22 protein-coding genes are annotated in these 25,981 nt (G+C 61.7%); 12 read left to right on the plus strand and 10 right to left on the minus strand.

Translation table 11 applies throughout. The annotated features are described in order from the left end of the window. The first annotated feature begins 129 nt into the window (after nucleotides 1–129). A complete protein-coding gene (locus ACP4QI_RS05425) occupies nucleotides 130–1,080 on the plus strand; it encodes a sugar-binding transcriptional regulator (protein ID WP_156263163.1) in 951 nt (316 codons plus the stop codon). Nucleotides 1,081–1,185: 105 nt separating this feature from the next. Here the strand turns inward: ACP4QI_RS05425 and ACP4QI_RS05430 are convergent, their stop codons facing one another. From ACP4QI_RS05430 to ACP4QI_RS05455, 6 genes are all read right to left on the minus strand, one after another. After that, nucleotides 1,186–2,274 carry an ABC transporter permease gene (locus ACP4QI_RS05430; RefSeq protein WP_142488577.1) on the minus strand — a complete coding sequence of 363 codons (1,089 nt, stop codon included), beginning with the start codon at nucleotides 2,272–2,274 and terminating at the stop codon, nucleotides 1,186–1,188. A 1-nt stretch (nucleotide 2,275) separates the two neighbouring features. Beyond that, on the minus strand, nucleotides 2,276–3,802 hold the full coding sequence (locus ACP4QI_RS05435; RefSeq protein ID WP_426495099.1) for a sugar ABC transporter ATP-binding protein: 1,527 nt from the start codon (nucleotides 3,800–3,802) through the stop codon (nucleotides 2,276–2,278). Continuing rightward, nucleotides 3,802–4,410, minus strand: coding sequence for a DUF2291 family protein (locus ACP4QI_RS05440; protein ID WP_231312911.1), 609 nt, complete (start codon nucleotides 4,408–4,410; stop codon nucleotides 3,802–3,804). The genes ACP4QI_RS05435 and ACP4QI_RS05440 overlap by 1 nt, the downstream gene beginning before the upstream one ends. An 11-nt stretch (nucleotides 4,411–4,421) precedes the next feature. Beyond that, the gene (locus tag ACP4QI_RS05445) at nucleotides 4,422–5,363 is read right to left on the minus strand and encodes a D-ribose ABC transporter substrate-binding protein (RefSeq protein ID WP_426495098.1); all 942 of its coding nucleotides are present in this window, start codon (nucleotides 5,361–5,363) and stop codon (nucleotides 4,422–4,424) included. 135 nt (nucleotides 5,364–5,498) lie between these two features. Continuing rightward, a complete protein-coding gene (entD, locus tag ACP4QI_RS05450; RefSeq protein WP_426495097.1) occupies nucleotides 5,499–6,143 on the minus strand; it encodes an enterobactin synthase subunit EntD in 645 nt (214 codons plus the stop codon). A gap of 165 nt (nucleotides 6,144–6,308) precedes the next feature. Continuing rightward, nucleotides 6,309–8,549, minus strand: coding sequence for a TonB-dependent siderophore receptor (locus tag ACP4QI_RS05455; protein WP_142488585.1), 2,241 nt, complete (start codon nucleotides 8,547–8,549; stop codon nucleotides 6,309–6,311). Nucleotides 8,550–8,803: 254 nt separating this feature from the next. On the opposite strand from ACP4QI_RS05455, the gene fes reads away from it, so the two are divergent. From fes to entF, 3 genes are read left to right on the plus strand one after another with little or no spacing between them, the layout of a single operon-like run. After that, nucleotides 8,804–10,006, plus strand: coding sequence for an enterochelin esterase (gene fes / locus ACP4QI_RS05460; RefSeq protein ID WP_426495096.1), 1,203 nt, complete (start codon nucleotides 8,804–8,806; stop codon nucleotides 10,004–10,006). A 14-nt stretch (nucleotides 10,007–10,020) separates the two neighbouring features. Then, nucleotides 10,021–10,233, plus strand: coding sequence for an MbtH family protein (locus ACP4QI_RS05465; RefSeq protein ID WP_142488588.1), 213 nt, complete (start codon nucleotides 10,021–10,023; stop codon nucleotides 10,231–10,233). Beyond that, a complete protein-coding gene (entF, locus tag ACP4QI_RS05470; RefSeq protein ID WP_426495095.1) occupies nucleotides 10,230–14,093 on the plus strand; it encodes an enterobactin non-ribosomal peptide synthetase EntF in 3,864 nt (1,287 codons plus the stop codon). The genes ACP4QI_RS05465 and entF overlap by 4 nt, the downstream gene beginning before the upstream one ends. A 621-nt stretch (nucleotides 14,094–14,714) precedes the next feature. On the opposite strand, the gene fepC is transcribed toward entF, so the two are convergent. Genes fepC through fepD form a run of 3 tightly spaced genes read right to left on the minus strand, consistent with a single transcriptional unit; the run spans nucleotide 14,715 to nucleotide 17,499 of the window. Then, entirely contained in the window at nucleotides 14,715–15,509 is a 795-nt protein-coding gene (fepC, locus tag ACP4QI_RS05475; RefSeq protein WP_426495094.1) for an iron-enterobactin ABC transporter ATP-binding protein, read from the minus strand. Further along, entirely contained in the window at nucleotides 15,506–16,495 is a 990-nt protein-coding gene (gene fepG / locus ACP4QI_RS05480) for an iron-enterobactin ABC transporter permease (RefSeq protein WP_142488597.1), read from the minus strand. Before fepG ends, fepC begins: the two co-directional genes overlap by 4 nt. After that, nucleotides 16,495–17,499 (minus strand): Fe(3+)-siderophore ABC transporter permease, encoded by a 1,005-nt coding sequence (gene fepD / locus ACP4QI_RS05485; protein WP_156263168.1) that lies wholly within the window; start codon nucleotides 17,497–17,499, stop codon nucleotides 16,495–16,497. The genes fepG and fepD overlap by 1 nt, the downstream gene beginning before the upstream one ends. A 111-nt stretch (nucleotides 17,500–17,610) precedes the next feature. On the opposite strand from fepD, the gene entS reads away from it, so the two are divergent. Continuing rightward, nucleotides 17,611–18,846 (plus strand): enterobactin transporter EntS, encoded by a 1,236-nt coding sequence (gene entS / locus ACP4QI_RS05490; RefSeq protein ID WP_142488601.1) that lies wholly within the window; start codon nucleotides 17,611–17,613, stop codon nucleotides 18,844–18,846. Between the two features lie 110 nt (nucleotides 18,847–18,956). Here the strand turns inward: entS and fepB are convergent, their stop codons facing one another. After that, entirely contained in the window at nucleotides 18,957–19,916 is a 960-nt protein-coding gene (gene fepB, locus ACP4QI_RS05495; protein ID WP_156263169.1) for a Fe2+-enterobactin ABC transporter substrate-binding protein, read from the minus strand. Between the two features lie 187 nt (nucleotides 19,917–20,103). On the opposite strand from fepB, the gene entC reads away from it, so the two are divergent. The 7 genes from entC to bamE all read left to right on the plus strand — a co-directional run bounded on the left by entC (nucleotide 20,104) and on the right by bamE (nucleotide 25,951). Then, a complete protein-coding gene (gene entC, locus ACP4QI_RS05500; RefSeq protein ID WP_231312901.1) occupies nucleotides 20,104–21,279 on the plus strand; it encodes an isochorismate synthase EntC in 1,176 nt (391 codons plus the stop codon). A gap of 9 nt (nucleotides 21,280–21,288) precedes the next feature. After that, nucleotides 21,289–22,887 (plus strand): (2,3-dihydroxybenzoyl)adenylate synthase EntE, encoded by a 1,599-nt coding sequence (entE, locus tag ACP4QI_RS05505; RefSeq protein WP_426495093.1) that lies wholly within the window; start codon nucleotides 21,289–21,291, stop codon nucleotides 22,885–22,887. Between the two features lie 10 nt (nucleotides 22,888–22,897). Next, nucleotides 22,898–23,752 (plus strand): isochorismatase, encoded by an 855-nt coding sequence (locus tag ACP4QI_RS05510; RefSeq protein WP_285129926.1) that lies wholly within the window; start codon nucleotides 22,898–22,900, stop codon nucleotides 23,750–23,752. A gap of 2 nt (nucleotides 23,753–23,754) precedes the next feature. After that, the gene (gene entA, locus ACP4QI_RS05515; RefSeq protein WP_426495198.1) at nucleotides 23,755–24,501 is read left to right on the plus strand and encodes a 2,3-dihydro-2,3-dihydroxybenzoate dehydrogenase EntA; all 747 of its coding nucleotides are present in this window, start codon (nucleotides 23,755–23,757) and stop codon (nucleotides 24,499–24,501) included. Further along, a complete protein-coding gene (gene entH / locus ACP4QI_RS05520) occupies nucleotides 24,502–24,915 on the plus strand; it encodes a proofreading thioesterase EntH (RefSeq protein ID WP_285128357.1) in 414 nt (137 codons plus the stop codon). Between the two features lie 147 nt (nucleotides 24,916–25,062). After that, nucleotides 25,063–25,593 carry a hypothetical protein gene (locus ACP4QI_RS05525; protein WP_231312897.1) on the plus strand — a complete coding sequence of 177 codons (531 nt, stop codon included), beginning with the start codon at nucleotides 25,063–25,065 and terminating at the stop codon, nucleotides 25,591–25,593. Further along, the gene (gene bamE, locus ACP4QI_RS05530; RefSeq protein WP_426495092.1) at nucleotides 25,571–25,951 is read left to right on the plus strand and encodes an outer membrane protein assembly factor BamE domain-containing protein; all 381 of its coding nucleotides are present in this window, start codon (nucleotides 25,571–25,573) and stop codon (nucleotides 25,949–25,951) included. Before ACP4QI_RS05525 ends, bamE begins: the two co-directional genes overlap by 23 nt. Nucleotides 25,952–25,981: the final 30 nt, after the last annotated feature.

The raw sequence follows: 25,981 nt of genomic DNA on the forward strand, positions 1-25,981 counted from the left end.
ACGGTTTGCGCAGGCAAATTTCGAAGAAAAGAGAAAAGGATCACATTTGCCCGGCGGATCGCGACGGCGCTTGCTTGTTAAATATTCATGGATGAATAAAAATAACGACAGTCGATTAAGGGGGACGTTATGTCGAAGCAGGATGAACAGCGACTGCTGGTCAAGATCGCCACACTTTACTACAGCGAGAATAAAAAGCAGTCCGAGATTGCCTCGCTGCTGCATCTCTCGCAGTCCTTTGTCTCACGGGCGCTGACCCGCTGCCAGAAAGAGGGGCTGGTAAAAATTACCGTGGTGCAACCGACCAACATTTTTGTCTCGCTGGAAAAGGCGCTGGAAGAGCAGTACGGCATCCGCCAGGCCATCGTGGTGGACGTGGGGGAGAACCCGTCCAGCGCCCAGATTAAGCACGCCATCGGCAGCGCGGCGGCGCACTATGTTGAAACCCGCCTGCGCCCGGAAGACCTGGTCGGGATCTCCTCCTGGAGCAGCACCATCCGCTGCATGGTGGATGAGATGCACCCGCAGAATATCCGCGCCGCCGGGGTGATCCAGCTGCTGGGCGGCGTCGGCCCCAACGGCAACGTGCAGGCGACGATCCTCACCCAGCAGCTGGCGGCGCACCTCGGCTGCCCGGCAGGGCTGTTGCCGTCCCAGAGCATTGAGCACTCGGTGGAGGAGCGCGCCCGGCTGGTGAGCAGCCCGGACGTAGCGGCGGTGGTGGGCAAATTCGCCGAAGTGGACGTGGCGATTGTCGGCATCGGCGAACTGGAGCCGTCGCAGCTGCTGAAAAACTCCGGCAACTACTACAACGAAGATATGCTCAAACTGCTGGCCGAGCGCGGGGCGGTAGGGGACATCTGCCTGCACTACTACGATGCGAAAGGCGAGCCGGTGCTGAGCCCGGAAGAAGATCCGGTGATCGGCATGGAGCTGGCGCAGATCCGCGCCTGTCCGCAGGTGATTGCCCTGGCCGGTGGGGAAGAAAAGCGCAACGCCATTCGCGGGGCGCTGGAAGGGAAGTACATCGACGTGTTGATCACCGATTACCCGACGGCGCGGAGTTTATTGAAAGCGTAGTTTTGCCCGGCGGCGCTTCGCTTGCACGGGCCTACAAAACTGCCGTTGACCTTGTAGGCCGGGTAAGGCGAAGCCGCCACCCGGCACAAAGACCGCACAACCGCGCTACTTTCCTTCCATCACCGCTTTTTGCGCCACCACCGCCGCTTTCTGCTGCATCCGGTTTTGCATCTGGTCGATGATCACCGCCACGATAATCACGATCCCTTTGATCACCATCTGCCAGAACTCGCTGACCCCCATCATCACCAGGCCGTCGGCAAGGAAGCCGATGACGAAGGCGCCAATCAGGGTGCCGAGAATGGTGCCGCGGCCACCGGCCAGCGAGGTGCCGCCCAGTACCACCGCCGCGATGGCGTTCATCTCAAACGCGGTGCCGTTGGCCGGATGGCTCGCCAGCAGCTGCGCGGAGACCACAATCCCGGCGATGGCGGCGCAGAACCCCGACAGGGTATAGACCAGCACTTTCACCTGCTTGACCCGCACTCCGGAGAGTTCTGCCGCGCGTTCGTTATCGCCGATGGCGTAGACGTGGCGGCCAAACGGCAGGCGGCGGGCGATGTAGGCGATCGCCAGCGCCAGGACGATCATCATCCAGATGGCCCACGGGATGCCGAGCAGCGTACCGGCGCCAATCTCATCGAAGCCGGTATTCCCCAGCTGCGGGTTGCCTGACAGGCCCGGGAAGGTCTGGCCGTCGGAGGTGAGCATCGCCGCCCCGCGCAGCACGTACATGGTGCCAAGGGTGCAGATAAAGGGCGCGACGTTATAGCGGGTGATGATCCAGCCGTTAACCGCCCCGATAAGCGCGCCAATCAGTAGCACGATGGGCACAATCACCCACACGCTCGGGAAGATAGCGATGCCGAACATCGGCAGCACAATCCCTTTGGTGATCATCCACCCGGCGATCATCCCGCACAGCCCCAGCGTGGCGCCAATCGACAGGTCGATCCCGGCGGTGATGATCACGAAGGTGATCCCCAGCGCCAGAAACGCGTTGATGGCGATATGCTTAATCATGATCACCAGGCTTCCGGCAGAGAGAAAGCCTGGCACGGTCATTGTGAAAAAGCCGACAATCAGAAACAGCGCAATGAAAGTGCGCATCTTCAGCAGCAGCAGAAGTAATTTTTCCCGGGAAGGCGCGGCCCCTTTTTGCGGCGTCAGCGCGACAGACTGTGTCGTTTTCATCTTAGAACCCCTGAGCACTTGCGGTGACCAGCGCCGATTCGTCGGCCCGATCGCGAACAATATCGGCGGTCAGTTTGCCGCCGGACATCACCAGAATGCGGTCCGATACCGCCATAATCTCTTTCAAATCCGAGGTGGAGAACACCACCGCGATGCCCTGCTGCGACAGCTGCACCATCATGCGAAACACGTCCGCTTTGGCACCCACGTCTATGCCGCGCGTCGGCTCATCAAGGAACAGCACCTTCGGATTGGTCAGCAGCGAGCGGCCAATCACCACTTTTTGCTGATTGCCGCCGCTGAGCGCCTGGATCTCGACTTCCGGGGTGGAGACCTTGATCGACAGATTGCCGATGGTGCTGGCCACCACCTCCTGCTCCGCTTTCTGCGCGATGGTGAAACCGCGCTGCAGACGGCGCCACAGGCTGGCGATGGTCAGGTTGCTGGCCACCGACGAGCCGGGGAAGATCCCGGTGCGTTTGCGATCTTCCGGCACCAGGCTCATCCCCATGCGGATGCGCTCGGCGGTGGTGAGCCGCTGCGGCACCGGTTTGCTGTCGAGCCACAGTTTGCCCAGATAGTTGCGCTCGGTGCCAAGCATGCACTCGAACAGCTCGGTACGCCCGGCACCCATCAGGCCGTAGATGCCGACGATCTCGCTGGCGTTCACCTGGAAGCTGACGTCGTTGACCACCGTATTCCCGGCGGCATTGACGCAGGTGATGTGTTCCGCCTCCAGCACCGGCGCGCCGAAGGTACGGCCCGGCTCGAGGAAGTTGCTCACCGGATCGCTGCCGAGCATCTCGCGCACGATCCAGGGCACGTCGATATCCTGCACCTTCGCCTCGGCCTGGAATTTGCCGTCGCGCAGAATGGTGATCACATCGCCTATCGTCATCAGCTCTTCCAGCCGGTGGGAGATATAGATGATGGTGACGCCCTGGCGGGTCAGCTCGCGGATCACCCGAAACAGGATCTCCACCTCGGTTTTACTCAGCGCCGAAGTGGGCTCGTCGAGGATCAGGATGTCGGCATCCTCGGCCAGCGCCTTGGCTATCTCGATCAGCTGCTGCTGCCCGACCTTCAGGTTGCCCACCAGCTCCCGCGGGGAGATGGGCTGATCGAGGCGTTTCAGCAGCGCCGCGGTGCGGGACTCCTGCTCCGCCTCGTTAATCGGCGTCACCCCTTTTTGCAGCTCGCGACCGAGAAAGACGTTCTCCGCCACGTTGAGGTTTTCAAACAGGTTCAGCTCCTGGTGCACCATGCCGATCCCGTGGGCAGCGGCATCCCGGGTGTTAGTGAACGCCACCTGCTTGCCGTTGAGCCACATCTCGCCGAGGCTGGGCTGCTGCACCCCGGCAAGGATCTTCATCAGCGTCGATTTTCCGGCGCCGTTCTCGCCGATAATGACGTTCACTTTGCCGCGCCAGACGCGGTAATCGACCTTATCCAGCGCCACGGTGCCGGGAAACAGCATCGAGATGCCGCGGGTGCTGAGGATAATGTCCTCTGCCGGGTTATCGCTCATCACGGCGCCTCCTGTTTCAGTTCCAGCGCCGCCGCTTCATTCGCTTTGCCGCCCGTCAGGGTGGTGGCAAACAGCACGGTGGCATTTTTGCCGCTCCAGCTGTCATCGACTTTTGGCAGATGTTTCACCGCCTCGCGGTTTAACGCCCGGGAGAGTTGGGCGTACTGCACCTGATTGGTAAATTCATCGAAGCGGAAGCCGGCCGCGTCGCGGATGGCGTTGCCCCGCATCACCGGCCCGGTCTGGATCTGAAGCGGCTGGCCGTTCACCGTCATCACCAGTTTCTGCTCGTTGGCGCTGCTGGCCTCCACACGCTCCACTTTGCCGCTGAGGCGCACGAAGACGCTCTGCGCTTTGTCAGACGGCGTTTTCAGCTGGGTGGAGAGGGCGCTGGCGTCCAGCGCATGATTTTTGGCGGCGTCGAGGATCCGCGGCTGCCAGGTTTGTTGCGCGATCTGCTGTGGGGTCTGATTGTCAAAGCTCGCTTTGGCATTGGGATCGGCAGGCATGATGGGCTTGCCGTTCTCATCCAGATCCACCACGGTGCAGGCCGTCAGCAACAGGGCAGCTGCGCCTGTCAGCGCGGCGCCCCATTGTTTTAACCGCATACTGCCTCCGCTTATTTGCTGAGGTTGAACACATTCAGCTTGCTGGCGTTGGACTCATCGATCAGCACGCAATCCATCAGCTGTTTCTCGTCTTTTTGCGCTTTGCCGTTTTTCAGGTAGTAATCCGCCTGCTCAACCGCCATCTGCGCCTGCTCCCAGCCCGGCTGCAGGACCGTGGCTTTGATGTTGCCCTTCTTCAGGATCGAGTCGCGGGTGTAGTCGCTGCCGTCAAAGCCGACCACAATCACGTTGTTCTTCCCGGCAGCCTTCAGCGCCGCTTCAGCCCCCAGCGCCATGGTGTCGTTACCGGAGATCACCCCGACGATGTCCGGGTTGGTCTGCAGGATGGCTTCCATACGGGTAAAGGCTTCGGTCTGACTCCAGTTGGCGGTCTGCTGCGCCACCATCTTCATATCCGGATAGTCATCCAGCACGTCGTGGTAGCCCTGGGAGCGCACGTGGGCGTTGGTGTCCGACGGACGGCCCAGCAGCTCAACGTATTTACCTTTGCCGTCCAGCAGCTTCGCGAACTTCTCCGCGCCAAGCTGCGCCCCCTGATAGTTGTTCGAGACAATCTGCGCCACCGCCACGTCGGTTTTGTTGATTTCACGATCGATCAGGAAGGCAGGGACGCCTGCCGCTTTGGCCTTCTCCAGCGGACCGACGGTGGCATCTGCCCCGGCGTTATCCAGAATGATCGCTTTCGCTTTACGGGCGATAGCGGTCTCAATCAGCTGGTTTTGTTTGTTCACGTCATCGTCATGCGAGGCGACAAGGGTGGTGTAACCCAGCTCTTTCGCTTTCGCCGCCGCGCCGTCGGCTTCAGCCTTGAAGAACGGGTTGTCGTGTGAGGGGGTAATAATCGCAATGAGTCCGTTATCGGCGGCAAACAGGGAGCCGGAAGCGGCGATCATTGAGGCCAGTAAAGCGGATTTTACAAAGGTCGTGTTCATTCTTTTTCTCCACATTGAATATTTATTCAATAATGATTTATTATTCAATGTAACGATAAGACTGCCTGATAAAACTGTCTACGGTTTAGGCAGCTAATTTGTTTAAAAGGAGAAAAGGATCACGATCCTGAGCCGTTATGCATCGCAGATCAGGGTGATGACCTGGGTATTAATCTGGCTCCAGTGCAGGGTAAATGCCTGATTTTGTGCAAAGGGCGGAAAAGGGCGGGAGAGGGATAAGGTCAGGGTGTTGGCCGTCAATGCCGTGGCGCGCGCACTGTCGAAGCCCATCCACGCCTGCACCTGCGGAAACAGGGCTTTGAACAGGCTCTCTTTGGCGCTGAAGGTGAGGGTGAAGGCCAGATCGAAGGGAAGGCCGCTCCCGGCCAAGAGTTGTGCTTCCCGGGCATCGATTACGCCGTCCTGGATTTCACGGACTTCGTGCTTGTCAATGATCGCTTCACAATCAATGCCGATAAGGCCATTTTTCCGGCATATCGCCACAGCCTGCGTACCGCTGTGAGAAATACTGCCGCTTACGCCCTCAGGCCACAGCGGTTCGCCGCTGTTGCCGATGCCGGCAATAGTTTGCCGGTTCAGGGCATGAAAGGCGGCGATCCGTCCGGCCAGGTGATCGGCTTTGCGCTTGCGCCCGGCGTGGGTGAGTTGCTGATGATGCGGAAGCCAAAGCAGATCGGCATCGCTGAACGTCGTGGGATCGAAGGTAATACAATGAACGGTTTGCCCGGCCAGAAGAAACGTGGAGTAGGTAGTCTGCATATGCTTCTCGCCACGGTAAAAAGGGCACTTATGGTAGCACACGCGCCCGGACGGTTCCTGGTGCCGTTGAGTTGAGTATGTAGGCCCGTGCAAGCGCAGCGCCGCCGGGCGAGGCAGGGTGCGAGAATAAAGAAAAAGGCAACTCACGTTGCCTTTTTGCTGTTGTCAGAACTGCGTATTCACGCTCATATACCAGGTGCGGCCCGGTTCGTTATAGGTATACGCCCCTGCGCCATACATATAGGCCCCGGTGGTGGTATTCCCGGTCGTCTGGGCATTCCCCGCACGCCACTGGCGTTTATCGAAGACGTTATCCACGCCGCCGGTCAGGCTGACATATTTGGTTACGTCCCAGGTCGCGCTCAGGCCGACGATGCTGTAAGGGCTGACTTCGTCCTTCTCAGAACCGCTCACCGGCTGACCTTTGTAGTTATACTTCTTCGGCTGCTGCTTGCCGTACCAGGTGAAGGTCGACTGCAGGGAGACATCCTGCTGTACCTGCCAGCTCAGGGTTGAGTTCAGCGTGTACTCCGGGATGATCGACAGACGGTCGCCGGTCTCCTTGTTCTTGCTTTGCAGCATGTAGGTAATGTTGTTGGTCCAGTTGATGGTGTCGCTGACCGGCACGTTCAGGGTGCCCTCCAGCCCTTCCACTACGGCTTTCGGCACGTTTTCCCACTGGTAGATATCGGTTTGCACCTTACCGGAAGAGGTATGACCCACCGGGGCATAGCCCGCTTCAATCTTGTCGCGGTAGTCGTTACGGAACCAGGTCACGCCCGCCAGCCAGCCGTCGCGTTTCCACTCCAGGCCAATCTCTTTGTTGATGCTGGTTTCGGCTTTCAGATCCTCGTTACCCAGCATATAGCAGCCGACGCCGTCTGCACTCGCGTAGCAACCCTGGCCCTTGCTGTAGAGCAGGTAGTTCGGGTTGGTCTGGTACAGGCTCGGGGCTTTATAGGCCCGGGCGATCCCCATCTTCAGGGTAAAATCATCCCCCAGCCCTTGCGACAGGTTCAGGGACGGGCTCCAGTTGTTGCCCACGATAGAGTGATGATCGAAGCGCAGCGCCGGGGTCAGCATGGTGCTGTCGGTCAGCTCCATGTTGTTCTCCGCGAACAGGGAGAAGATCTCCGCATCGGAGTACGGGCTGCGGCTGTCACTCATTCCCGGAACAGCACCGCCCTGCAGGGCCTGGCCATTGGAGGACATATCCTTCATCCGCTGCTGATCCCACTCGGTACCCAGCGTCAGGTTCTGGTTGACGATAAAGTCGATCGGCAGGTTGATTTCGCTGTGCAGCATCACGTCGGACAGGTCGGTGTCGGTGAATTTGTTGCTGTTAAACAGCCCTTCCAGGCCGCCCGCCAGCCCTTCACCCAGACGGGAGTTGCGGGTGTGTTCGTACTGCGCCCAGTTGTTGGTGGTGATGCCGTTATCCCAGCCGCCGGTCCAGGTGACCGCAAAGTTCTGGCGATAGAGACGGTTGGTCTCTTTGCCGTAGTTCTTCTTTACCAGCCCGTTGCTGCTGTTATCGTTGTTGGTGTTCTGGGTATCGCCCGCGTAGAGGTTATTCTGACGGCTGTAACCCGCTTCGAACTGCAGGGCCTGCATCGGGGCAAAGTCCCAGCGCAGCACGCCGTTGACGTCTTTATTCTCGACCCCTTCACGGCCGGCAGGCAGCGTATCGGCATAGGCGCCGGTACGTTCAGACTGATGGCCCTGGTTGATGTCCCAGGCATCGGCCTGGGTTTTATCCAGGTTGCCGTACAGGCGGAAGCTGAAATCCCCGCCCAGCGGGCCATTGAGGCTAAAGTTGGTGCGTTTGGTGGAGCCTTCTTCATCGTGCTCAGGGGCATTCAGATAGGTGTTCCAGGAGCCATGCCACTCGTTGCTGACCTTTTTGGTGATGATGTTCACCACGCCACCCGCCGCGCCGTTGCCGTATCGTGCTGCTGCCGGGCCACGGATCACTTCGATGCGCTCGATCATCTCTGGCGGCACCCAGCCGGTATCGCCGCGGGTGTCACGCTCGCCGCGCCAGCCCAGACGGATGGAGTTACGGCTGGTCACCGGCTTACCGTCAATCAGGATCAGGGTGTTTTCCGGGCCCATGCCGCGGATATCAATCTGGCGGTTGTTGCCGCGCTGGCCGCTGGTGGAGTTACCGGTGAGGTTGACGCCCGGCATGGTGCGGATAATCTCTGACACATCGCGTGCCGCCGGGTTTTTACGAATTTCATCGGCGGTGATGGTCGATACGCCCGGTGCCTGCAGGTTCTGCTCGGCGGCGGTGATCACCATGGTGTCTTCGTTGCCCGCGGTATCGGCTGCCATCGCAGGCAGTGCCACACCGTAAATCCCCAGATTGACCAGTAAGGCCAGTGAGTGAAGCTTGTTATTCATTGTATGTCCTGCTTTTCGATGCCGCATGCCTCATGGCTCCGTCCCGAATGGGTGAGGCGGCGGGAGGCTATCGCCCGCAGTCTGCGAAAACCCCTCAGTCCTGAGTCAGTACGCAGCGCATGGCATGGTTATTTAATGTTCGCGCTTCCCACAGCGCGCCCATACGCTATTGCAAATGAAAATAGTTATCAATAATATTATCGATATTGTTTATCTTTTATCAAAAAAACAGAACAGGTCATGGGGTTATATCGGTGACGACGCTGGAAACGGGAAGTGACGCCTGGTGGCAGTCGAAACAGGGGCCCGAAGGGGTGCGGGAAGGGGATCACTATCGGGTGACCTTCTGGTGGCGCGATCCGGGCGGAACAGAGCAGACTTCGCCGCTGAAGCGGGTATGGCTCTATATCACAGGCGTGACCGATCACCACCACAATGCCCGTCCGCAGACGCTGGAGCGCATTGCCGGCACCGACGTCTGGCAGTGGCAGGGCGAGTTCAGCCCAAACTGGCGGGGTAGCTACTGCTTTATCCCCTCTGTTCACGAGGACGACTTCAGCGAGGCGGTGTTTGCCACCGATCCGCCGGACCGCATGGCCCTGCGCGAAGGCTGGCGCAAGCTGTTGCCGCGCGCTATTGCCGATCCGCTAAACCGCCAGCACTGGCGCGGCGGGCGCGGTCATCCGGTCTCGGCGCTGGAGATGCCCGAGGCACCGGTTCAGCCGGGCTGGGATCGGCTTGATACCCCTTATATGCCCCCGCAGTGTATTTCATGGCAGAGCGCCAGGCTTGGCAACGCCCGCCGGGTCTGGATCTTTACCACCGGCGAGGATACCTCTGACGAGCGCCCGCTGGCGGTGCTGCTCGACGGCCAGTTCTGGGCCGAAAGTATGCCGATCTGGCCCGCGCTTTCTGCGCTCACCGCCGCAGGCCAGCTGCCGTCCGCCGTTTATGTGCTGATCGACGTTATCGATACCGCCCATCGCAGCCACGAGCTGCCCTGCAACCCCGACTTCTGGCTGGCGGTGCAGGAGGAATTACTCCCGCAGGTGCAGGCGCTGGCCCCGTTCAGCGACCGGGCCGATCGTACGGTGGTCGCCGGACAGAGCTTTGGCGGGCTCTCGGCGCTCTATGCCGGACTGCACTGGCCCGGGCGTTTTGGCTGCGTGCTCAGCCAGTCGGGATCCTTCTGGTGGCCCCATCGCGGTGGCAAACAGGACGGCGTGATTATCGAACAACTCAAAAACCAACAGCTGTCGGCGCAGGGACTGCGCATTGTCCTTGAGGCGGGGCGACGCGAACCGCTGATCTACCGCGCGTGCCAGTCGCTGTACGCCGAGCTACAGCACACACAGCAGCAGGTTTACTGGCGTCCGGTGGACGGCGGACATGATGCACTTTGCTGGCGGGGAGGGCTGACGCAGGGGCTGATGACTCTCTGGCAGCCGCTTATTTAATAATGGAGTCTGGTATGGAATTCAGTAACCCCTTCGACGATCCGCAGGGCCTGTTCGCCATTGTGCAAAACGCGCAACAGCAGTACAGCCTGTGGCCGCAGCAGTGCGCCCTGCCTGAGGGCTGGCGCGTGGTGTGCGAGCCGCAGTCGCAGGAAGCCTGTCAGCAGTGGCTTGCAGCCCAGTGGCAAACCCTGATCCCAGCCCATTTTGCACAGGTGACCCCATGAGCGCACAACTTCCTCTCGTGGCCGCCCAGCCGGGGATCTGGATGGCGGAACAGCTTTCCGACCTGCCCAACGCCTGGAGCGTGGCCCATTACGTCGAGCTGATCGGCCCGGTTGATGCGCCGCTGCTGGCGAAAGCGGTGGTGGCGGGCATGATGCAGGCCGACACCCTGCGTACGCGGTTTACCGAGGACAACGGCGAGATCGGGCAGTGGGTGGACGAGAGTGCTACCCTGCCGGTGCCGCAGATTATTGACCTTCGCGCTCACGCCGATCCGCATGCCGCGGCGCAGGCGCAGATGCACGCCGATCTTAACCAGAACCTGCGCGTCGACAGCGGCCAGCCGCTGGCCTTCCACCTGCTGATTCAGGTGGCGGACAACCGCTGGTACTGGTATCAGCGCTATCACCATTTAGTGGTGGATGGCTTCAGCTTCCCCGCTATTACTCGCCAGATCGCCGCCATTTATCGCGCCTGGTCTAACGGTGACGCCACGCCGGCGTCGCCGTTTACGCCCTTTGCCGAGGTGGTGGAGGAGTATCAGCGCTACCGCGACAGCGAGGCGTATATCCGCGACGGTGCTTTCTGGGCCGGGCAGCGTAAGCAGCTCCCGCCGCCGGTATCGCTCTCCAGCGCGCCGCTGCCGGGTCGCGCCGCGACCACCGACATTCTGCGCCTGAAGCTTACCGCCGATCGTTACGCCTTCAACCAGCTCGCCAGTACCAGCCAGATCCAGCGCACCGACCTCGCTCTGGCGCTGGTGGCCCTGTGGCTCGCCCGTCTGACCGGACGCATGAACTATGCCGCCGGGTTTATCTTTATGCGCCGGATGGGCTCCGCGGCGCTCACCGCTACCGGGCCGGTGCTGAACGTGCTGCCGCTGGCGGTGAACATCAACGCTCAGGAGACGCTGCCGGAGCTGGCCCAGCGCCTGGCCGGGCAGATGAAAAAGATGCGTCGACATCAGCGGTATGACGCCGAGCAGATCGTCCGCGACAGCGGGCGCGCCGCCAGCGACGAGGCGCTGTTTGGCCCGGTGTTTAACGTCAAGGTCTTCGACTACCAGCTGGATATCGATGGCGTTCAGGCGGTGACGCATACCCTCGCCACCGGCCCGGTCAACGACCTTGAGATGGCGCTGTTCCCGGACGAGCAGGGCGGTCTGAGCATTGAGATCCTCGCCAACAAGCAGCGTTACGATGAGGCCACCCTGGTGCGCCATGTCGATCGCCTGCATGGGTTGCTGGCGCAGTTTGCCGCCAATATCGACCTGCGCTGCGGCGAGGCCGAAACGGTTTCTGACGCCGAATATCAGCAGTTGGAAAAGATTAACCAGACAGCGGTTCCTCTGCCGCTCACCACCCTGAGCGCGCTGGTGGCGGAGCAGGCGGCGAAAACCCCGGACGCCCCGGCGCTGGCTGATGCGCACCACGAACTGACTTACCGCCAGATGCGCGAGCAGGTGGTGGCCCTGGCGAACCAGCTGCGTGCCCGGGGCGTGAAGCCCGGCGACAGCGTGGCGGTGGCGTTACCGCGTTCGGTGTTCCTGACGCTGGCCCTGCACGCCATCGTCGAAGCGGGGGCCGCGTGGCTGCCGCTGGACACCGGATATCCTGACGATCGTCTGCAGATGATGATCGAGGACGCGAAGCCGTCGCTGTTAATCACCACCGACGACCAGCGCCCGCGCTTTAACCATCCGGCTCTTTTTAGTTACAACACACTAATGCCTGCGGAGAGCAGCGCACCGCTCAACCTCAGTGCCCCGGAACAGACCGCCTATATCATCTTTACCTCAGGCTCAACAGGACGGCCGAAAGGGGTGATGGTCGGCCAGACCGCCATCGTCAACCGCCTGCTGTGGATGCAAAACCACTACCCGCTCACCGCCGCCGACGTGGTGGCGCAAAAAACGCCGTGCAGCTTTGACGTCTCGGTGTGGGAGTTCTGGTGGCCGTTTATTGCCGGGGCGAAGCTGGTGATGGCCGAGCCGGAGGCGCACCGCGATCCGCTGGCGATGCAGGACTTCTTCGCGAAGTACGGCGTCACCACCACCCACTTTGTGCCGTCGATGCTGGCAGCCTTTGTCGCCTCGCTGACTCCGGAAAACGCCGCCTGCTGCGCCAGCCTGAAGCAGGTGTTCTGCAGCGGCGAAGCCCTGCCGACCGCGCTGTGCCGGGAGTGGGAGCAGCTCACCCATGCGCCGCTGCATAACCTCTACGGCCCGACCGAAGCGGCAGTGGACGTCAGCTGGTATCCGGCCTTTGGCCCGGAACTGGCGGCGATAGAGGGCAACAGCGTGCCGATCGGCTTCCCGGTGTGGAATACCGGCCTGCGCATTCTGGATGCGATGATGCGCCCGGTGCCGTTCGGCGTGGCGGGCGATCTTTATCTTACCGGGATCCAGCTGGCGCAGGGCTACCTGGGCCGCCCGGATCTGACCGCCAGCCGCTTTATCGCCGACCCGTTCGCGCCGGGCGAGCGCATGTACCGCACCGGAGACGTGGCCCGCTGGCTGGATAATGGCGCGGTAGAGTATCTGGGCCGCAGCGACGATCAGCTGAAAATTCGCGGTCAGCGCATTGAGCTGGGCGAAATCGACCGGGCCATGCTGACCCTGCCGGACGTGGCCCAGGCGGTAACCCACGCCTGCGTCATCAACCAGGCGGCGGATACCGGCGGCGACGCCCGTCAGCTGGTGGGCTATGTGGTCTCGGAATCCGGTCTGCCGCTGGATCGCGACGCGCTTTTAACTGCCCTGAAAACCCAGCTGCCGCCGCATATGGTGCCGGTGGTGTTACTGCAACTCAGCGCGCTGCCCCTTAGCGCCAACGGCAAGCTGGATCGCAAGGCGCTGCCGCTGCCGGAGCTGACGATGAAGACTCGGGGCCGCGCACCGGAAAGCGACGCCGAACAGGCGATTGCCGCGGCGTTTTCTGCCCTGCTGGGCTGCGAGATCAACGACATCGAGGCGGATTTCTTCGCCCTCGGCGGCCACTCGCTGCTGGCGATGCGCCTTGCCGCCAGCCTGAGCCGCCACTTTGCCCGCCAGGTTACCCCCGGCCAGGTGATGGTGGCCTCGACGGTGGGCAAGCTGAGCGCCCTGCTGGGATCCAACATTAGCGACGAGCAGGCCCGGCGTCTGGGGTACGAGACGATTTTGCCCCTGCGCGAAAGCCACGGCCCGACGCTGTTCTGCTTCCATCCGGCCTCCGGTTTTGCCTGGCAGTTCAGCGTCCTGGCGCGCTATCTCAATCCGCGCTGGTCGATTACCGGTATCCAGTCGCCGCGACCGGGACCGATGCAGCACTGCGCCACCCTGGACGAGGTGATCGACCAGCACCTGGCGACGCTACGCGCCCAGCAGCCGCACGGGCCTTATCATCTGTTCGGCTACTCTCTCGGCGGCACGCTGGCGCAGGGCATCGCCGCCCGCCTGCGCGCGCAGGGAGAAGCCGTGGCGTTCCTTGGCCTGCTGGATACCTGGCCGCCGGAGACGCAAAACTGGCGTGAAAAAGAGGCTAACGGCCTCGATCCGGAGGTCTTAGCGGAGATCGAGCGTGAGCGTCAGGCGTTCCTCGCCGCCCAGCAGGGGCAGGCATCCGGGGAGCTGTTCAGCGCCATCGAGGGCAACTATGCCGATGCGGTGCGTCTGTTGACCACGGCGCACAGCGCGAAGTTCGACGGCAAAGCGACGCTGTTTGTCGCTGAACGCACGCGAACCATGGACCCGCTCGCCGCCTGGGCACCGTGGGTGGGGGAGCTGGAGATCTATCACCAGGACTGTGCCCACGTGGACATCATCTCCCCGCAGGCGTTTGAGACGATAGGACCGGTGTTGAAGAGGATTCTGGGGGAGTAAAAACGCCCGGCGGCGCTACGCTTGCCGGGCTTACGGTCCGTGCTGTGAGTTTTTTGTAGGCCGGGTAAGGCGTAGCCGCCACCCGGCGATGCGGCAGCGGTGCGGCTGATGCCCGGCGGCGCTGCGCTTGCCGGGCCTACGGTCCGTGCTGTGAGGTTTTAGTAGGCCGGGTAAGGCGTAGCCGTCACCCGGCGGTGCGGCAGCGGTGCGGCTGATGCCCGGCGGCGCTGCGCTTGCCGGGCCTACGGCCCGTGTTGTGAGGTTTTAGTAGGCCGGGTAAGGCGTAGCCGCCACCCGGCGATGCGGCAGCGGTGCGGCTGATGCCCGGCGGCGCTGCGCTTGCCGGGCCTACGTTCCGTGCTGTGAGGTTTTAGTAGGCCGGGTAAGGCGTAGCCGCCACCCGGCGATGCGGCAGCGGTGCGGCTGATGCCCGGCGGCGCTACGCTTGCCGGGCCTACGGTCCGTGCTGTGAGGTTTTTGCAGGCCGGGTAAGGCGTAGCCGTCACCCGGCGGTGCGGCAGCGGTGCGGCTGATGCCCGGCGGCGCTGAGCTTGCCGGGCCTACGTTCCGTGCTGTGAGTTTTTTGTAGGCCGGGTAAGGCGTAGCCGCCACCCGGCGTTTTTATCGCCGACCCAAAGGCACCACCAGCGGCGTGCCCGCCACCGGATCGTCAATAATCATGCAGCGCATCCCGTAGATCCGCTCGATCAACGCCGGGGTGACAATCTTTTTCGGCGCACCTTCCGCCACAATCTTCCCGTCGCGCAGGGCAATCAAGTGGGTGGCATAGCGGCAGGCCTGGTTCAGGTCATGCAGCACCGCCGCAAGGGTAAAGCCCTGGGTGCGGTTCAGGTCGCTCAGCAGCTCCAGCAGGTCGATCTGATAGCTGATATCCAGCCAGGTGGTCGGCTCATCCAGCAGCATGATCGATGTCTCCTGGGCCAGCACCATCGCAATCCACGCCCGCTGACGCTGTCCGCCGGAGAGGGTGTCCACGCTTTGCGCCGCCAGGTCGGTAATACCGGTGGCCTGCATCGCTTTGGTGACCGCCAGTTCATCCTCTTTACGCCAGCGGGTAAACAGCGGCTGGTGCGGATAGCGCCCGCGCGCCACCAGCTCCTGCACCGTGATATCTCCCGGCGTAGTGGCGTTTTGCGCCAGCAGCCCGACCCGGCGCGCCACCTCTTTGCTGGCAAAGCGCTGGATCTGCTCGCCATCGAGGAAAACGTTGCCATGAAGCGGCGTCATCAGGCGGCTGAGGGTGCGCAGCAGGGTCGATTTCCCGCAGCCGTTAGGGCCGATAATGGCGGTGAAGTGGCCGTCGGGGATCGCCACCTGTAAATTTTCAGCCACGGTTTTTTTGCCGTAGCCGAGGGTCAGATTTTCGCCGCGCAAGCGGGTCAGATTGGCACTCATTTCTTGCGGGACTCCTGAACAAGCAAGACGATAAGGTAGATACCGCCAAGACTGACGGTCACGACGCCCACCGGAAGTTGATACGGCATAAACAGCTGCTGGGCGCAGAGATCCGCCGCCAGCAGCAGCAGCGATCCGCACAGCGCCGACTGGGTTAACCCCCAGCGTGCGGTACCGCTCAGACGGCGGGCAATATGCGGTGCTACCAGCGCAATAAAGGAGATCGGCCCGGCAATGGCGGTGGCCGCGGCGGTTAACACCACCGCCACCAGCATCAGCATCAGACGCGAACGCTCGACGCTGACGCCCAGCGCGCAGGCGCTGTCGTCACCCATCTCCAGCAGACGCATCCGTTTTACCAGCAGTAATGCGCAGACAAACATCAGCAGGATCAGCGGGGCGGCGGGCAGGGTTTTGGCCCACGTCAGGCCGTTGAGCGACCCGGCGAACCACAGCCCGGCAGAGAGCGAGGTCTCCAGCGACGCCTGCAATAGCAGCCAGGTGTTAAAGGCCATCAGCATGGCGCGCATGCCGATGCCAATGATGATCAGGCGGAAGGTTTCAATGCCGTCGCGCCAGGCCAGCGCCCAGACGATCAGCGAGGTGAGAATACCGCCCGCCATTGCCGCCAGCGTAATGGCCGTCAGGTGCTGACCAAACAGCACCATCGCTACCAGCACGCCGCTCCATGCCCCGGTGTTAAAGCCCATCACGTCCGGGCTGCCGAGGGGGTTGCGCATCAGCGACTGGAAAATCGCGCCGCTGATCCCAAGGGCCGCGCCGACCAGCAGGGCCATCATCACCCGCGGTAAACGCCATTCGGTGACCACCATGGTGATATTACGCGGCGCACTGCCGGTCAGGGCATTGAAGACCTGAGCGAAATCGAGCGTCACCGCCCCGCTGCGCAGGCTAAACAGGGCCACGCCGAGGCTGACCAGAACCAGCATCAGGCAACTGATAACTAAACGACGGGACGGGGCCATCACAATCCACCTCCGCGCTTGCGGCGCACCAGGAAAATCAGCACCGGCGCGCCGATAAAGGCGCTGACCACCGACACCCGCAGCTCGCCGGGCACCAGCAGACGCCCGATAATGTCGGCAAACAGCAGCAGGGCAGGGGTGGCAAGCAGCGTCACCGGCAGGGACCAGCGGTGATCGGCTCCCACCAGCCAGCGCGCCATGTGCGGCATCATCAGGCCGATAAAGGCGATGGGGCCCACCACCGCCGTGGCGCTGCCGCACAGGACGGTAATGGTCAGTAATCCGAGAAACTGGGTGCGCGCCACGCGGCTGCCGAGGGCGGTGGCGGTGTCGCTGCCGAGGCTCAGGCTGTTGAGCGCCCGGCTTAACAACAGCGCTACGGCGGCGGCGATCAGCACCGGCACGCTCACCACCTGTAACGTTTGCAGGGTGCGGATATCCAGCGAGCCCGCCTGCCAGAAGCGCAGCTGGTCGTAGACGTCCGGGTTGAGCAGGGCGATGCCGTTGGAGAGACCGTCCAGCACCGCCCCCAGCGCTACGCCCGCAAGCGTCAGGCGAACCGGGCTAAGCTGGCCCCCGCCCTGGCTGCCGGTAAAGGCCACCAGCAGCGAGGCGGAAAAGGCCCCGCACAGCGCCATCACCAGCTGTTCGCCGGGGGAGGAGAAGCCAAACAGCGCCGCGCCCAGCACGATGGCGAAGCTGGCCCCGGCGTTAACCCCGAGAATGCCCGGGTCGGCCAGCGGATTGCGGGTCAGGGTTTGCATCAGCGCGCCGGCGAGACCGAGAGCGGCACCGGCCAGCAGTCCGGCGAGGGTGCGCGGAAGTCGGGCATCCCGCACGATGGTGCAGTCGGCGCTTTGACAGGTGGCGGTGAGGGCATCGACCACCACGGAAAACGGCAGCGGTTTCGCACCCACCGACAGGCTGAGGGCGACGGCAAACGCGAGCAGTAACAGTAAACCGGGCACGGCAAGGGCGCGTGACGCGGAAGAGGAGTACGACATAGCAACGTCCATGATTTGATAATGATAGTAATTATCGTTATCTATCTTATTTAGCTATGTTAGCATGTGCGGCCATGGAATTGGTACAAAAGAAACCATTAAGGCTTTGTAATGACCCGACAATCCTGGCTGCTCAATCTGAGCCTGCTGAAGACCCATCCGGCGTTTCGTGCTGTTTTTATTGCCCGTTTTATCTCCATTTTATCCCTTGGCCTGCTCGGCGTGGCCGTACCGGTCCAAATCCAGATAATGACCCACTCCAGCTGGCTGGTGGGGCTCTCCGTCACCCTGACCGGTGGAGCGATGTTTATCGGTCTGATGGTCGGCGGGGTGCTGGCGGATCGCTACGAGCGTAAGAAGCTGATTTTGCTGGCGCGCGGCACCTGTGGGGTGGGCTTTGTCGGGTTATGTTTGAACGCGATGCTGCCGGAGCCGTCGTTAATCGCCATCTATGCCCTGGGCCTGTGGGACGGCTTTTTTGCTTCCCTCGGGGTAACGGCGCTGCTGGCGGCAACGCCGGCGCTGGTGGGGCGCGAAAACCTGATGCAGGCAGGCGCCATCACTATGCTCACCGTACGTCTGGGCTCGGTGATCTCGCCGATGGTCGGCGGCCTGCTGCTCGGCACCGGGAACGTCGCCTGGAACTACGGCCTGGCGGCGGCGGGTACCTTTATCACCACCTTAACCCTGCTGCGCCTGCCTTTATTGCCACCTCCGCCGCAGCCGCGTGAACATCCGCTGAAATCCCTGATGGCGGCGATCCGCTTTCTGTTCAGCAACCCGCTGATTGGCGGCATCGCCCTGCTGGGTGGTCTGCTGACGATGGCGAGCGCGGTGCGGGTGCTCTATCCGGCGCTGGCGATTGAGTGGCAGATGAGCGTGTCGCAGATTGGCCTGCTGTATGCGGCGATCCCGCTGGGTGCGGCTTTTGGCGCGCTCACCAGCGGCAACCTGGCGCAGAGCGCCCGTCCGGGGCTGATTATGCTGGTGGCAACCCTGGCCTCGTTTATTGCGATTGGTTTCTTCAGCCTGATGCCGTTCTGGGCCCTGGGCGCGATCTGCCTGGCGCTGTTCGGCTGGCTGAGCGCGGTCAGCTCATTGCTGCAATACACCCTGATCCAGACCCAGACCCCGGAAGCGATGCTCGGGCGCATCAACGGCCTGTGGACGGCGCAGAACGTGACCGGCGATGCGATTGGCGCCGCCATTCTCGGCGGGCTGGGGGTGATTATGACCCCGGTGGCGTCGGCCAGCAGCAGCGGGTTTATGCTGGCGATGGTGGGGGCAATACTGCTGGTGGGGTTAGCGGAGTTGCGCCGGTTCCGGCAGGAGCCTGCTCCGGTTTAATGCGGTGGAATGTGCCGGGTGGCGGCTACGCCTTACCCGGCCTACAACACCCACAACCGCACGAACCGTAGGCCCGGTAAGCGCAGCGCCACCGGGCACAAGGCCGCCCCTTACTTAAACAACCCCTCTAAACGCTCCAGCACCCGCATCGCACTGAAATAATCCAGGCGGAAGGTCTCGGTGCCCAGCGCCCAGACGCGTTTGTTTTGCACCGCCGGGAGATGGGCCAGCAGCGGGTTGGCGTAGATCGCATCCACGTCCTTCTGATCCCCGGCAAACAGGAACAGCCCTTCGCCGTTCAGCCCGGTCGCCAGATTTTCTCCCCCTAACTGCACAATGTCGTGGCGTTTGCCCTGGCTCTGCGACGGGTTCAGCCCGGCGGGCAGAGTGGCAAGAGAGAAGCCCAGCTGTTGCAGCAGCTTGCCCTGCGCCGACTCGGCGGTCCACAGGTTGGCGCTGTGGGCGGCGGCGGTATAGACAATGGCGTTCACCGGCTGCGGCGGCTGCTTCAGCTGCTGTTTGACCCGGGTGAGCTGTGTATCAAATTCCGCAATCCGCGCCGCGGCCTGCTTCTCCTGTCCGGTAATGGTGCCCAGCTGGGTCAGCAGCGCCTGCCAGCTTTTGTCGTCGTAGTTGATCACCAGCGTCGGGGCGATGGCCGACAGCTGATCGTAGAGCGCCACGGCAGAATCCCCGCCGGTGGCGCTGACCAGGATCAGATCCGGCATCTGGGCGGCAACGGCTTCGGCGCTCGGCTCACCGATATACAGGCGCGCCAGCTTACGCTGTTTTGCCACCTCGCCCCACTGGCGCAAAAAGCCCTGATCGTCCGCCACCCGGTTGTTCGGCGTGGTGGCGCCGCTGGCAATCACCGGGGCATCAATCGCCAGCAGGGAGCCGGTGAGGGTCACGCTGGTGGAGACAATCCGCGTCGGTTTGCTTTCCAGCGTGTGGGTTCCGTGGCTGTCAGTGACCTGACGCGGCCAGTCGGCGGCAAGCGCTGAGGTTAATCCTGAAATTAAAAGTCCGGTTAAAAGCAGGGTGTTACGACAAACAGCGGGCAGTTTCACTAAGGGGCATCCTGTTTTCGTTGAAGTTAATGCTTCTCATTTTCATAAATGAGCCGCAGGGATGCAAGCGATAGTCGCACAAGTTGCGCTGCAGGCGGTTGACACCATCGCGCTCTGGGATTAGGTTAGCGAGCGAAAATATAAATGATAATAATTCTTACTGCTTTTATCATTTCAGGAGGATGATATGGATACGTCACTGGCTGAGGACGTTCAGCACACCGCGACCACGCTGCACAAAGACAGCTTCTTCTTTATGTCGCCCTATCGCAGCTTTACCACGTCTGGCTGCTTTGCCCGTTTTTCCACCCCAGCCGTCGGCGGCGACGATCCGGCCAGCGCGTTTCAGCAGCAGCTGACTCAGGCCTTTGCCGATGCCAAAGCCGCCGGAATTGCTAACCCGGTGATGGTAGGGGCGATCCCCTTTGATACCCGCCAGCCGTCGTCGCTGTTCATTCCGCAAGCGTGGCAACCTTTTGCCCGCCCGGCGCGCCAGCAGTCTGCCCGCTATGCCGCCCGGACCGCACCCTTGACGGTCAAATCCCGCACCGAGATCCCGGCGCAGTTAGCCTTCGAAGAGATGGTGGCCCGCGCCGCCGCCCTGACCGCCACTCCGCGCGTCAACAAGGTGGTGCTGTCGCGCCTGATCGATATCGCAACCGAAGAGAACCTCGACAGCGGTGCGCTGCTGGAAAAACTGATTGCCCAGAACCCGGCCAGCTTTAACTTCCACGTCCCACTGGAAGATGGCGGGGTACTGCTCGGCGCCAGCCCGGAGCTGCTGCTGCGTAAAGAGGGGGCCCATTTCAGCTCCCTGCCGCTGGCCGGCTCCGCCCGTCGTCAGCCGGACGACATGCTCGATCGCGAGGCGGGCAACAAGCTGCTGGCCTCGGCAAAAGATCGTCACGAACATGAGCTGGTCACCCAGGCGATGAAGGCGGTCCTGACCCCGCGCAGCCATCAGCTGACCATGCCTGCCTCGCCGCAGCTGGTGACCACCCCGACCCTGTGGCACCTCGCCACCCCGGTGGAAGGCGAAGCGCGTGAAGATGAGAACGCCCTGACCCTGGCCTGCCTGCTGCACCCGACTCCGGCCCTGAGCGGCTTCCCGCACCAGGCGGCGAAAGAACTGATTGCCGAGCTGGAGCCGTTCGACCGCGACCTGTTCGGCGGCATCGTCGGCTGGTGCGACAGCGAAGGCAACGGAGAGTGGGTGGTGACCATCCGCTGCGCGCGACTTCACGCCAACAGCGTGCGCCTGTTTGCCGGTGCCGGGATTGTGCCTGCCTCCTCACCGGTCGCCGAGTGGCGCGAAACCGGCGTCAAACTGACCACCATGCTGAACGTTTTTGGTTTGCATTAAGGATTAATCATGACCCTTCCCTTTACCCGCTGGCCCGATGAATTCGCCCGCCGCTATCGTGAAAAAGGTTACTGGCAGGATCTGCCTCTGACAGAGATTCTGACCCGCCACGCCGACAGCGATGCGCTGGCGATTATCGACGGCGAACGCCGCATTACGTATCGCCAGTTCCAGCAGTGCGTCAATAACCTCGCAGCCGCGCTGCAGGCGCAGGGGATCCAGCGGGGCGAAACCGCTCTGGTGCAGCTGGGGAACGTCGCCGAGTTCTATATCACCTTCTTCGCGCTGTTGCAGGTGGGCGTGGCTCCGGTCAATGCTCTCTTCAGCCATCAGCGCAGCGAGCTGAACGCCTACGCCAGCCAGATTGAGCCCGCGCTGCTGATTGCCGACCGCGCCCACGGGCTGTTTGCCGGCGACGACTTCCTCAACACCTTTGTGGAGCAGCACCGCTCCGTGCGCGTGGTGCTGCTGCGCGGCGAAGGGCTGGAAACCGCCATTGCCCGTCCGGCGGAGAACTTTATCGCCAGCCCGACCCCGGCCGATGAGGTGGCGTTCTTCCAGCTCTCCGGCGGCAGTACCGGCACGCCGAAGCTGATCCCGCGCACCCACAACGACTACTACTACAGCATTCGTCGCAGCAACGAGATCTGCGGTATTAGCGCGCAAACCCGTTACCTGAACGCCCTCCCGGCGGCGCACAACTTTGCGATGAGCTCTCCGGGCACGCTGGGGATCTTTATGGCCGGGGGCTGCGTGGTGCTGGCCAACGATCCGAGCGCCACGCTCTGCTTCCCACTGATCGAACAGCATCAGATCACCGTCACCTCGCTGGTGCCGCCGGCGGTCAGCCTGTGGCTACAGGCTATCGCGGAAGGGGCTGGTAATGCCCAGCTGGCCTCGCTGCAGCTGTTGCAGGTGGGCGGAGCGCGACTCTCCGCCACCCTGGCTGCCCGTATTCCGGCAGAGATGAGCTGCCAGCTCCAGCAGGTGTTCGGCATGGCCGAAGGGCTGGTGAACTACACCGCGCTGGATGATGCCCCGGAACGCATCATGAATACTCAGGGCCGCCCGATGTGCCCGGATGACGAAGTGTGGGTGGCCGATGAGCACGGCAATCCGCTGCCGCGCGGCGAGGTGGGGCGTCTGATGACCCGCGGGCCTTACACCTTCCGCGGCTACTACAAGAGCCCGGAACACAACGCCAGCGCCTTTGATGCGAACGGCTTTTACTGCTCCGGGGATCTGATCGCCATTGACGAGCAGGGCTATATCACCGTGCAGGGGCGCGAAAAAGATCAGATCAACCGCGGCGGGGAGAAGATCGCCGCCGAAGAGGTGGAAAACCTGCTCCTGCGCCACGAGGCAGTGATCCACGCCGCGCTGGTCAGCATGGAGGACAGCCTGCTGGGCGAGAAGAGCTGTGCGTATCTGGTGGTGAAACAGCCCCTGCGCGCGGTCGAGGTGCGCCGCTTCCTGCGCGAGCAGGGGGTTGCAGAATTCAAACTGCCGGATCGCGTGGAGTGCCTGGAGGCACTGCCGCTGACGCCGGTAGGCAAAGTCGATAAAAAACAATTACGCCTGTGGCTGGCCGAACGGGCGCAGGGCTGAGGAGCAGAAGATGGCAATTCCAAAATTAACCGGTTATGCGCTGCCAGGGGCAGCAGATCTGCCGACCAACAAAGTCAGCTGGACGATGGAGCCCGCGCGCGCCGCGCTGCTGATCCACGATATGCAGGAATACTTCCTGAACTTTTGGGGCGATAACTGCCCGATGATGGCCCAGGTAGTGGCGAACATTGCCCGCCTGCGCGACTACTGCAAACAGCAGGGGATCCCGGTCTACTACACCGCCCAGCCGAAAGAGCAGAGCGATGAAGATCGCGCCCTGCTGAACGATATGTGGGGACCGGGCCTGACCCGCTCCCCGGAGCAGCAGCGCATTGTCGCGGAGCTGACCCCGGATGACGCCGACACCGTGCTGGTGAAGTGGCGCTACAGCGCGTTTCACCGCTCGCCGCTGGAGCAGATGCTCAAAGAGAGCGGCCGCGATCAGCTGATCATCACCGGGGTGTACGCCCATATCGGCTGCATGACCACCGCCACCGACGCCTTTATGCGTGACATCCAGCCGTTCTTCGTCGCCGATGCGCTGGCGGACTTCACCCGGGATGAGCACCTGATGTCGCTCAAGTACGTGGCCGGTCGTTCCGGTCGCGTGGTGACCACCGACGAACTGCTGCCGTCCCTTCCTGCCTCGAAAGCGGCGCTGCGCGAGCTGATCCTGCCGCTGCTGGACGAGTCCGACGAGCCGATGGATGACGAAAACCTGATCGACTACGGTCTGGATTCAGTGCGGATGATGGCCCTGGCGGCGCGCTGGCGCAAAGTGCATGGGGATATCGACTTCGTGATGCTGGCGAAAAACCCGACCCTGGATGCCTGGTGGGCGCTGCTCTCCCGCGAGGTGAAATAATGCTGGATTTCACGGGAAAAACCGTCTGGGTGACCGGGGCCGGAAAAGGCATCGGTTACGCCACCGCGCGGGCGTTTGCTGAGGCGGGCGCAAAGGTGACAGGCTTTGACGTCGCCTTCCCGCAGGCGAGCTATCCCTTTGGCACCGAAGTGCTGAACGTGGCGGACGCGGTACAGGTGAACGAGGTTTGCGGACGTCTGCTGGCGACGATCGATCGTCTGGATGTGCTGGTCAATGCCGCCGGGATCCTGCGGATGGGGGCGACCGATCAGCTCTCGCAGGACCACTGGCAGGAGACCTTTGCGGTCAACGTGGGCGGGGCATTCAACCTGTTCCAGCAGACGATGGGCCAGTTCCGTCGTCAGCAGGGCGGGGCGATTGTCACCGTGGCGTCCGACGCGGCGCACACCCCGCGCATCGGCATGAGCGCCTACGGTGCTTCGAAAGCGGCGCTGAAAAGCCTCGCCCTGACCGTCGGCCTCGAGCTGGCGGGCAGCGGCGTGCGCTGTAATCTGGTGTCGCCGGGCTCTACCGATACCGATATGCAGCGCACCCTGTGGGTGAGCGATGACGCCGAGCAGCAGCGCATTCGCGGCTTTGGCGAGCAGTTCAAGCTCGGCATTCCGCTGGGAAAAATCGCCCGTCCTGAAGAGATTGCCAGCACCGTGCTGTTCCTCGCTTCTGACCACGCCAGCCACATCACCTTGCAGGATATCGTGGTGGACGGCGGCTCGACGCTGGGGGCCTGAATGATCTGGAAACGACATTTGTCCCTGGAGGCGCTAAACGACTCCAGCCTGAACACGATGGTGGCGCATCTGGGGATCGTCTATACCCGGATCGGTGATGACACCCTCGAGGCCGAGATGCCGGTGGATGCCCGCACCCATCAGCCGTTTGGCCTGCTGCACGGCGGCGCGTCGGCGGCGCTGGCGGAGACGCTGGGGTCAATGGCCGGTTTTCTGATGACCCGCGATGGGCAGAGCGTGGTAGGCACGGAGCTCAATGCCACTCATCATCGTGCGGTGTCGCAGGGGAGGGTGCGTGGGGTGTGTCAGCCTCTGCATCTCGGGCGCACCAGCCAGAGCTGGGAGATCGTGGTGTATGACGAGCAAGGGCGGCGCTGCTGTACCTGTAGGTTGAGTACCATGGTGTTGGGCTAATATCAGGGCGAGATTATTCTCGCCCTGCGTCATTTATTTTTATCTTAACGAAATTAGCATCATTATTTTCTTAAAATTCCCCTTTTAATTGCGGCAGGATGGTCGCTGTTACGGTTTTTCGTTATGCTGCCCGGCGGGATGAATATAATGGAACTGACAATGGAAAAAATGCGATATATTACGGGAGCGCTCGCTGCATCATTATTATTATCAGGATGCGCCACCTACTGGGGAAAAGTACCTTATACGCCGCCGCCGGATTCCGAGCAAAACACGGCAAATGTTCGCATGATCGGTAACCCGCCTGGATTTACGATCAGTCAGCACGGCAAAAAAGATGGTGCGGTTGATTTTACCAGCGTCGTGGTGTTACGGCCTACCCACGATCTGGGGTTCCCGAAAGCCAGCAATGACCCGGATCGCTATAAAGAAACCTATTACGACGCGAAAGTGTATGCCGGAACGCCGACCCGGGTGGGGTTCAGGTTCCTCTATGGCTGTAACTTTGTGAGCTATACCTTTGTGCCGCAAAAAGGTGAAACCTATGAGTTTCGCCTTTCAGTTTCGGATAAGAGTGGTTACTGCGTGCTGTATGCGACCCATTTAAAATACGACAGCGAAAACCAAATCTACCTGGACGAAAAGGTCGAAAAATATGAAGGTTACACAAGTAAATAGTCTCGGTGTGAAAATACCGGGGCTTATTTTGTTGGGCTTATTTTGTATGGCGATGCTCAGCGGTTGTATAAGGAATGTCGATCGTACGCAACAGGGAACCGTCAGTAAACTCCAGGAAAGCGACCTGGATAAAAAGTTGGTGACGGGTAAAACAACCAAAAAGGATGTGTTACTGCTGTTAGGGCGACCCGATATTCCGCAGGATTACAACCATCAGAATACGTGGTTATATCATTCGAAGGTTAAAGGACGCGCGCTGTATGTGGTCGTTCCTGTGTTTTATGATGAGTCCGTAACGCTGGTACTGACCTTTGATGAAAATAAAATACTTACCCACCGGGAATATAAAAAGGCGTAATTATATCCCTTTGCTTTAACTGGGTATCCA

Origin of the sequence: Leclercia sp. TB492, assembly GCF_049974505.2 — a bacterium.
GTDB classification, from domain to species: domain Bacteria; phylum Pseudomonadota; class Gammaproteobacteria; order Enterobacterales; family Enterobacteriaceae; genus Enterobacter; species Enterobacter adecarboxylatus_C.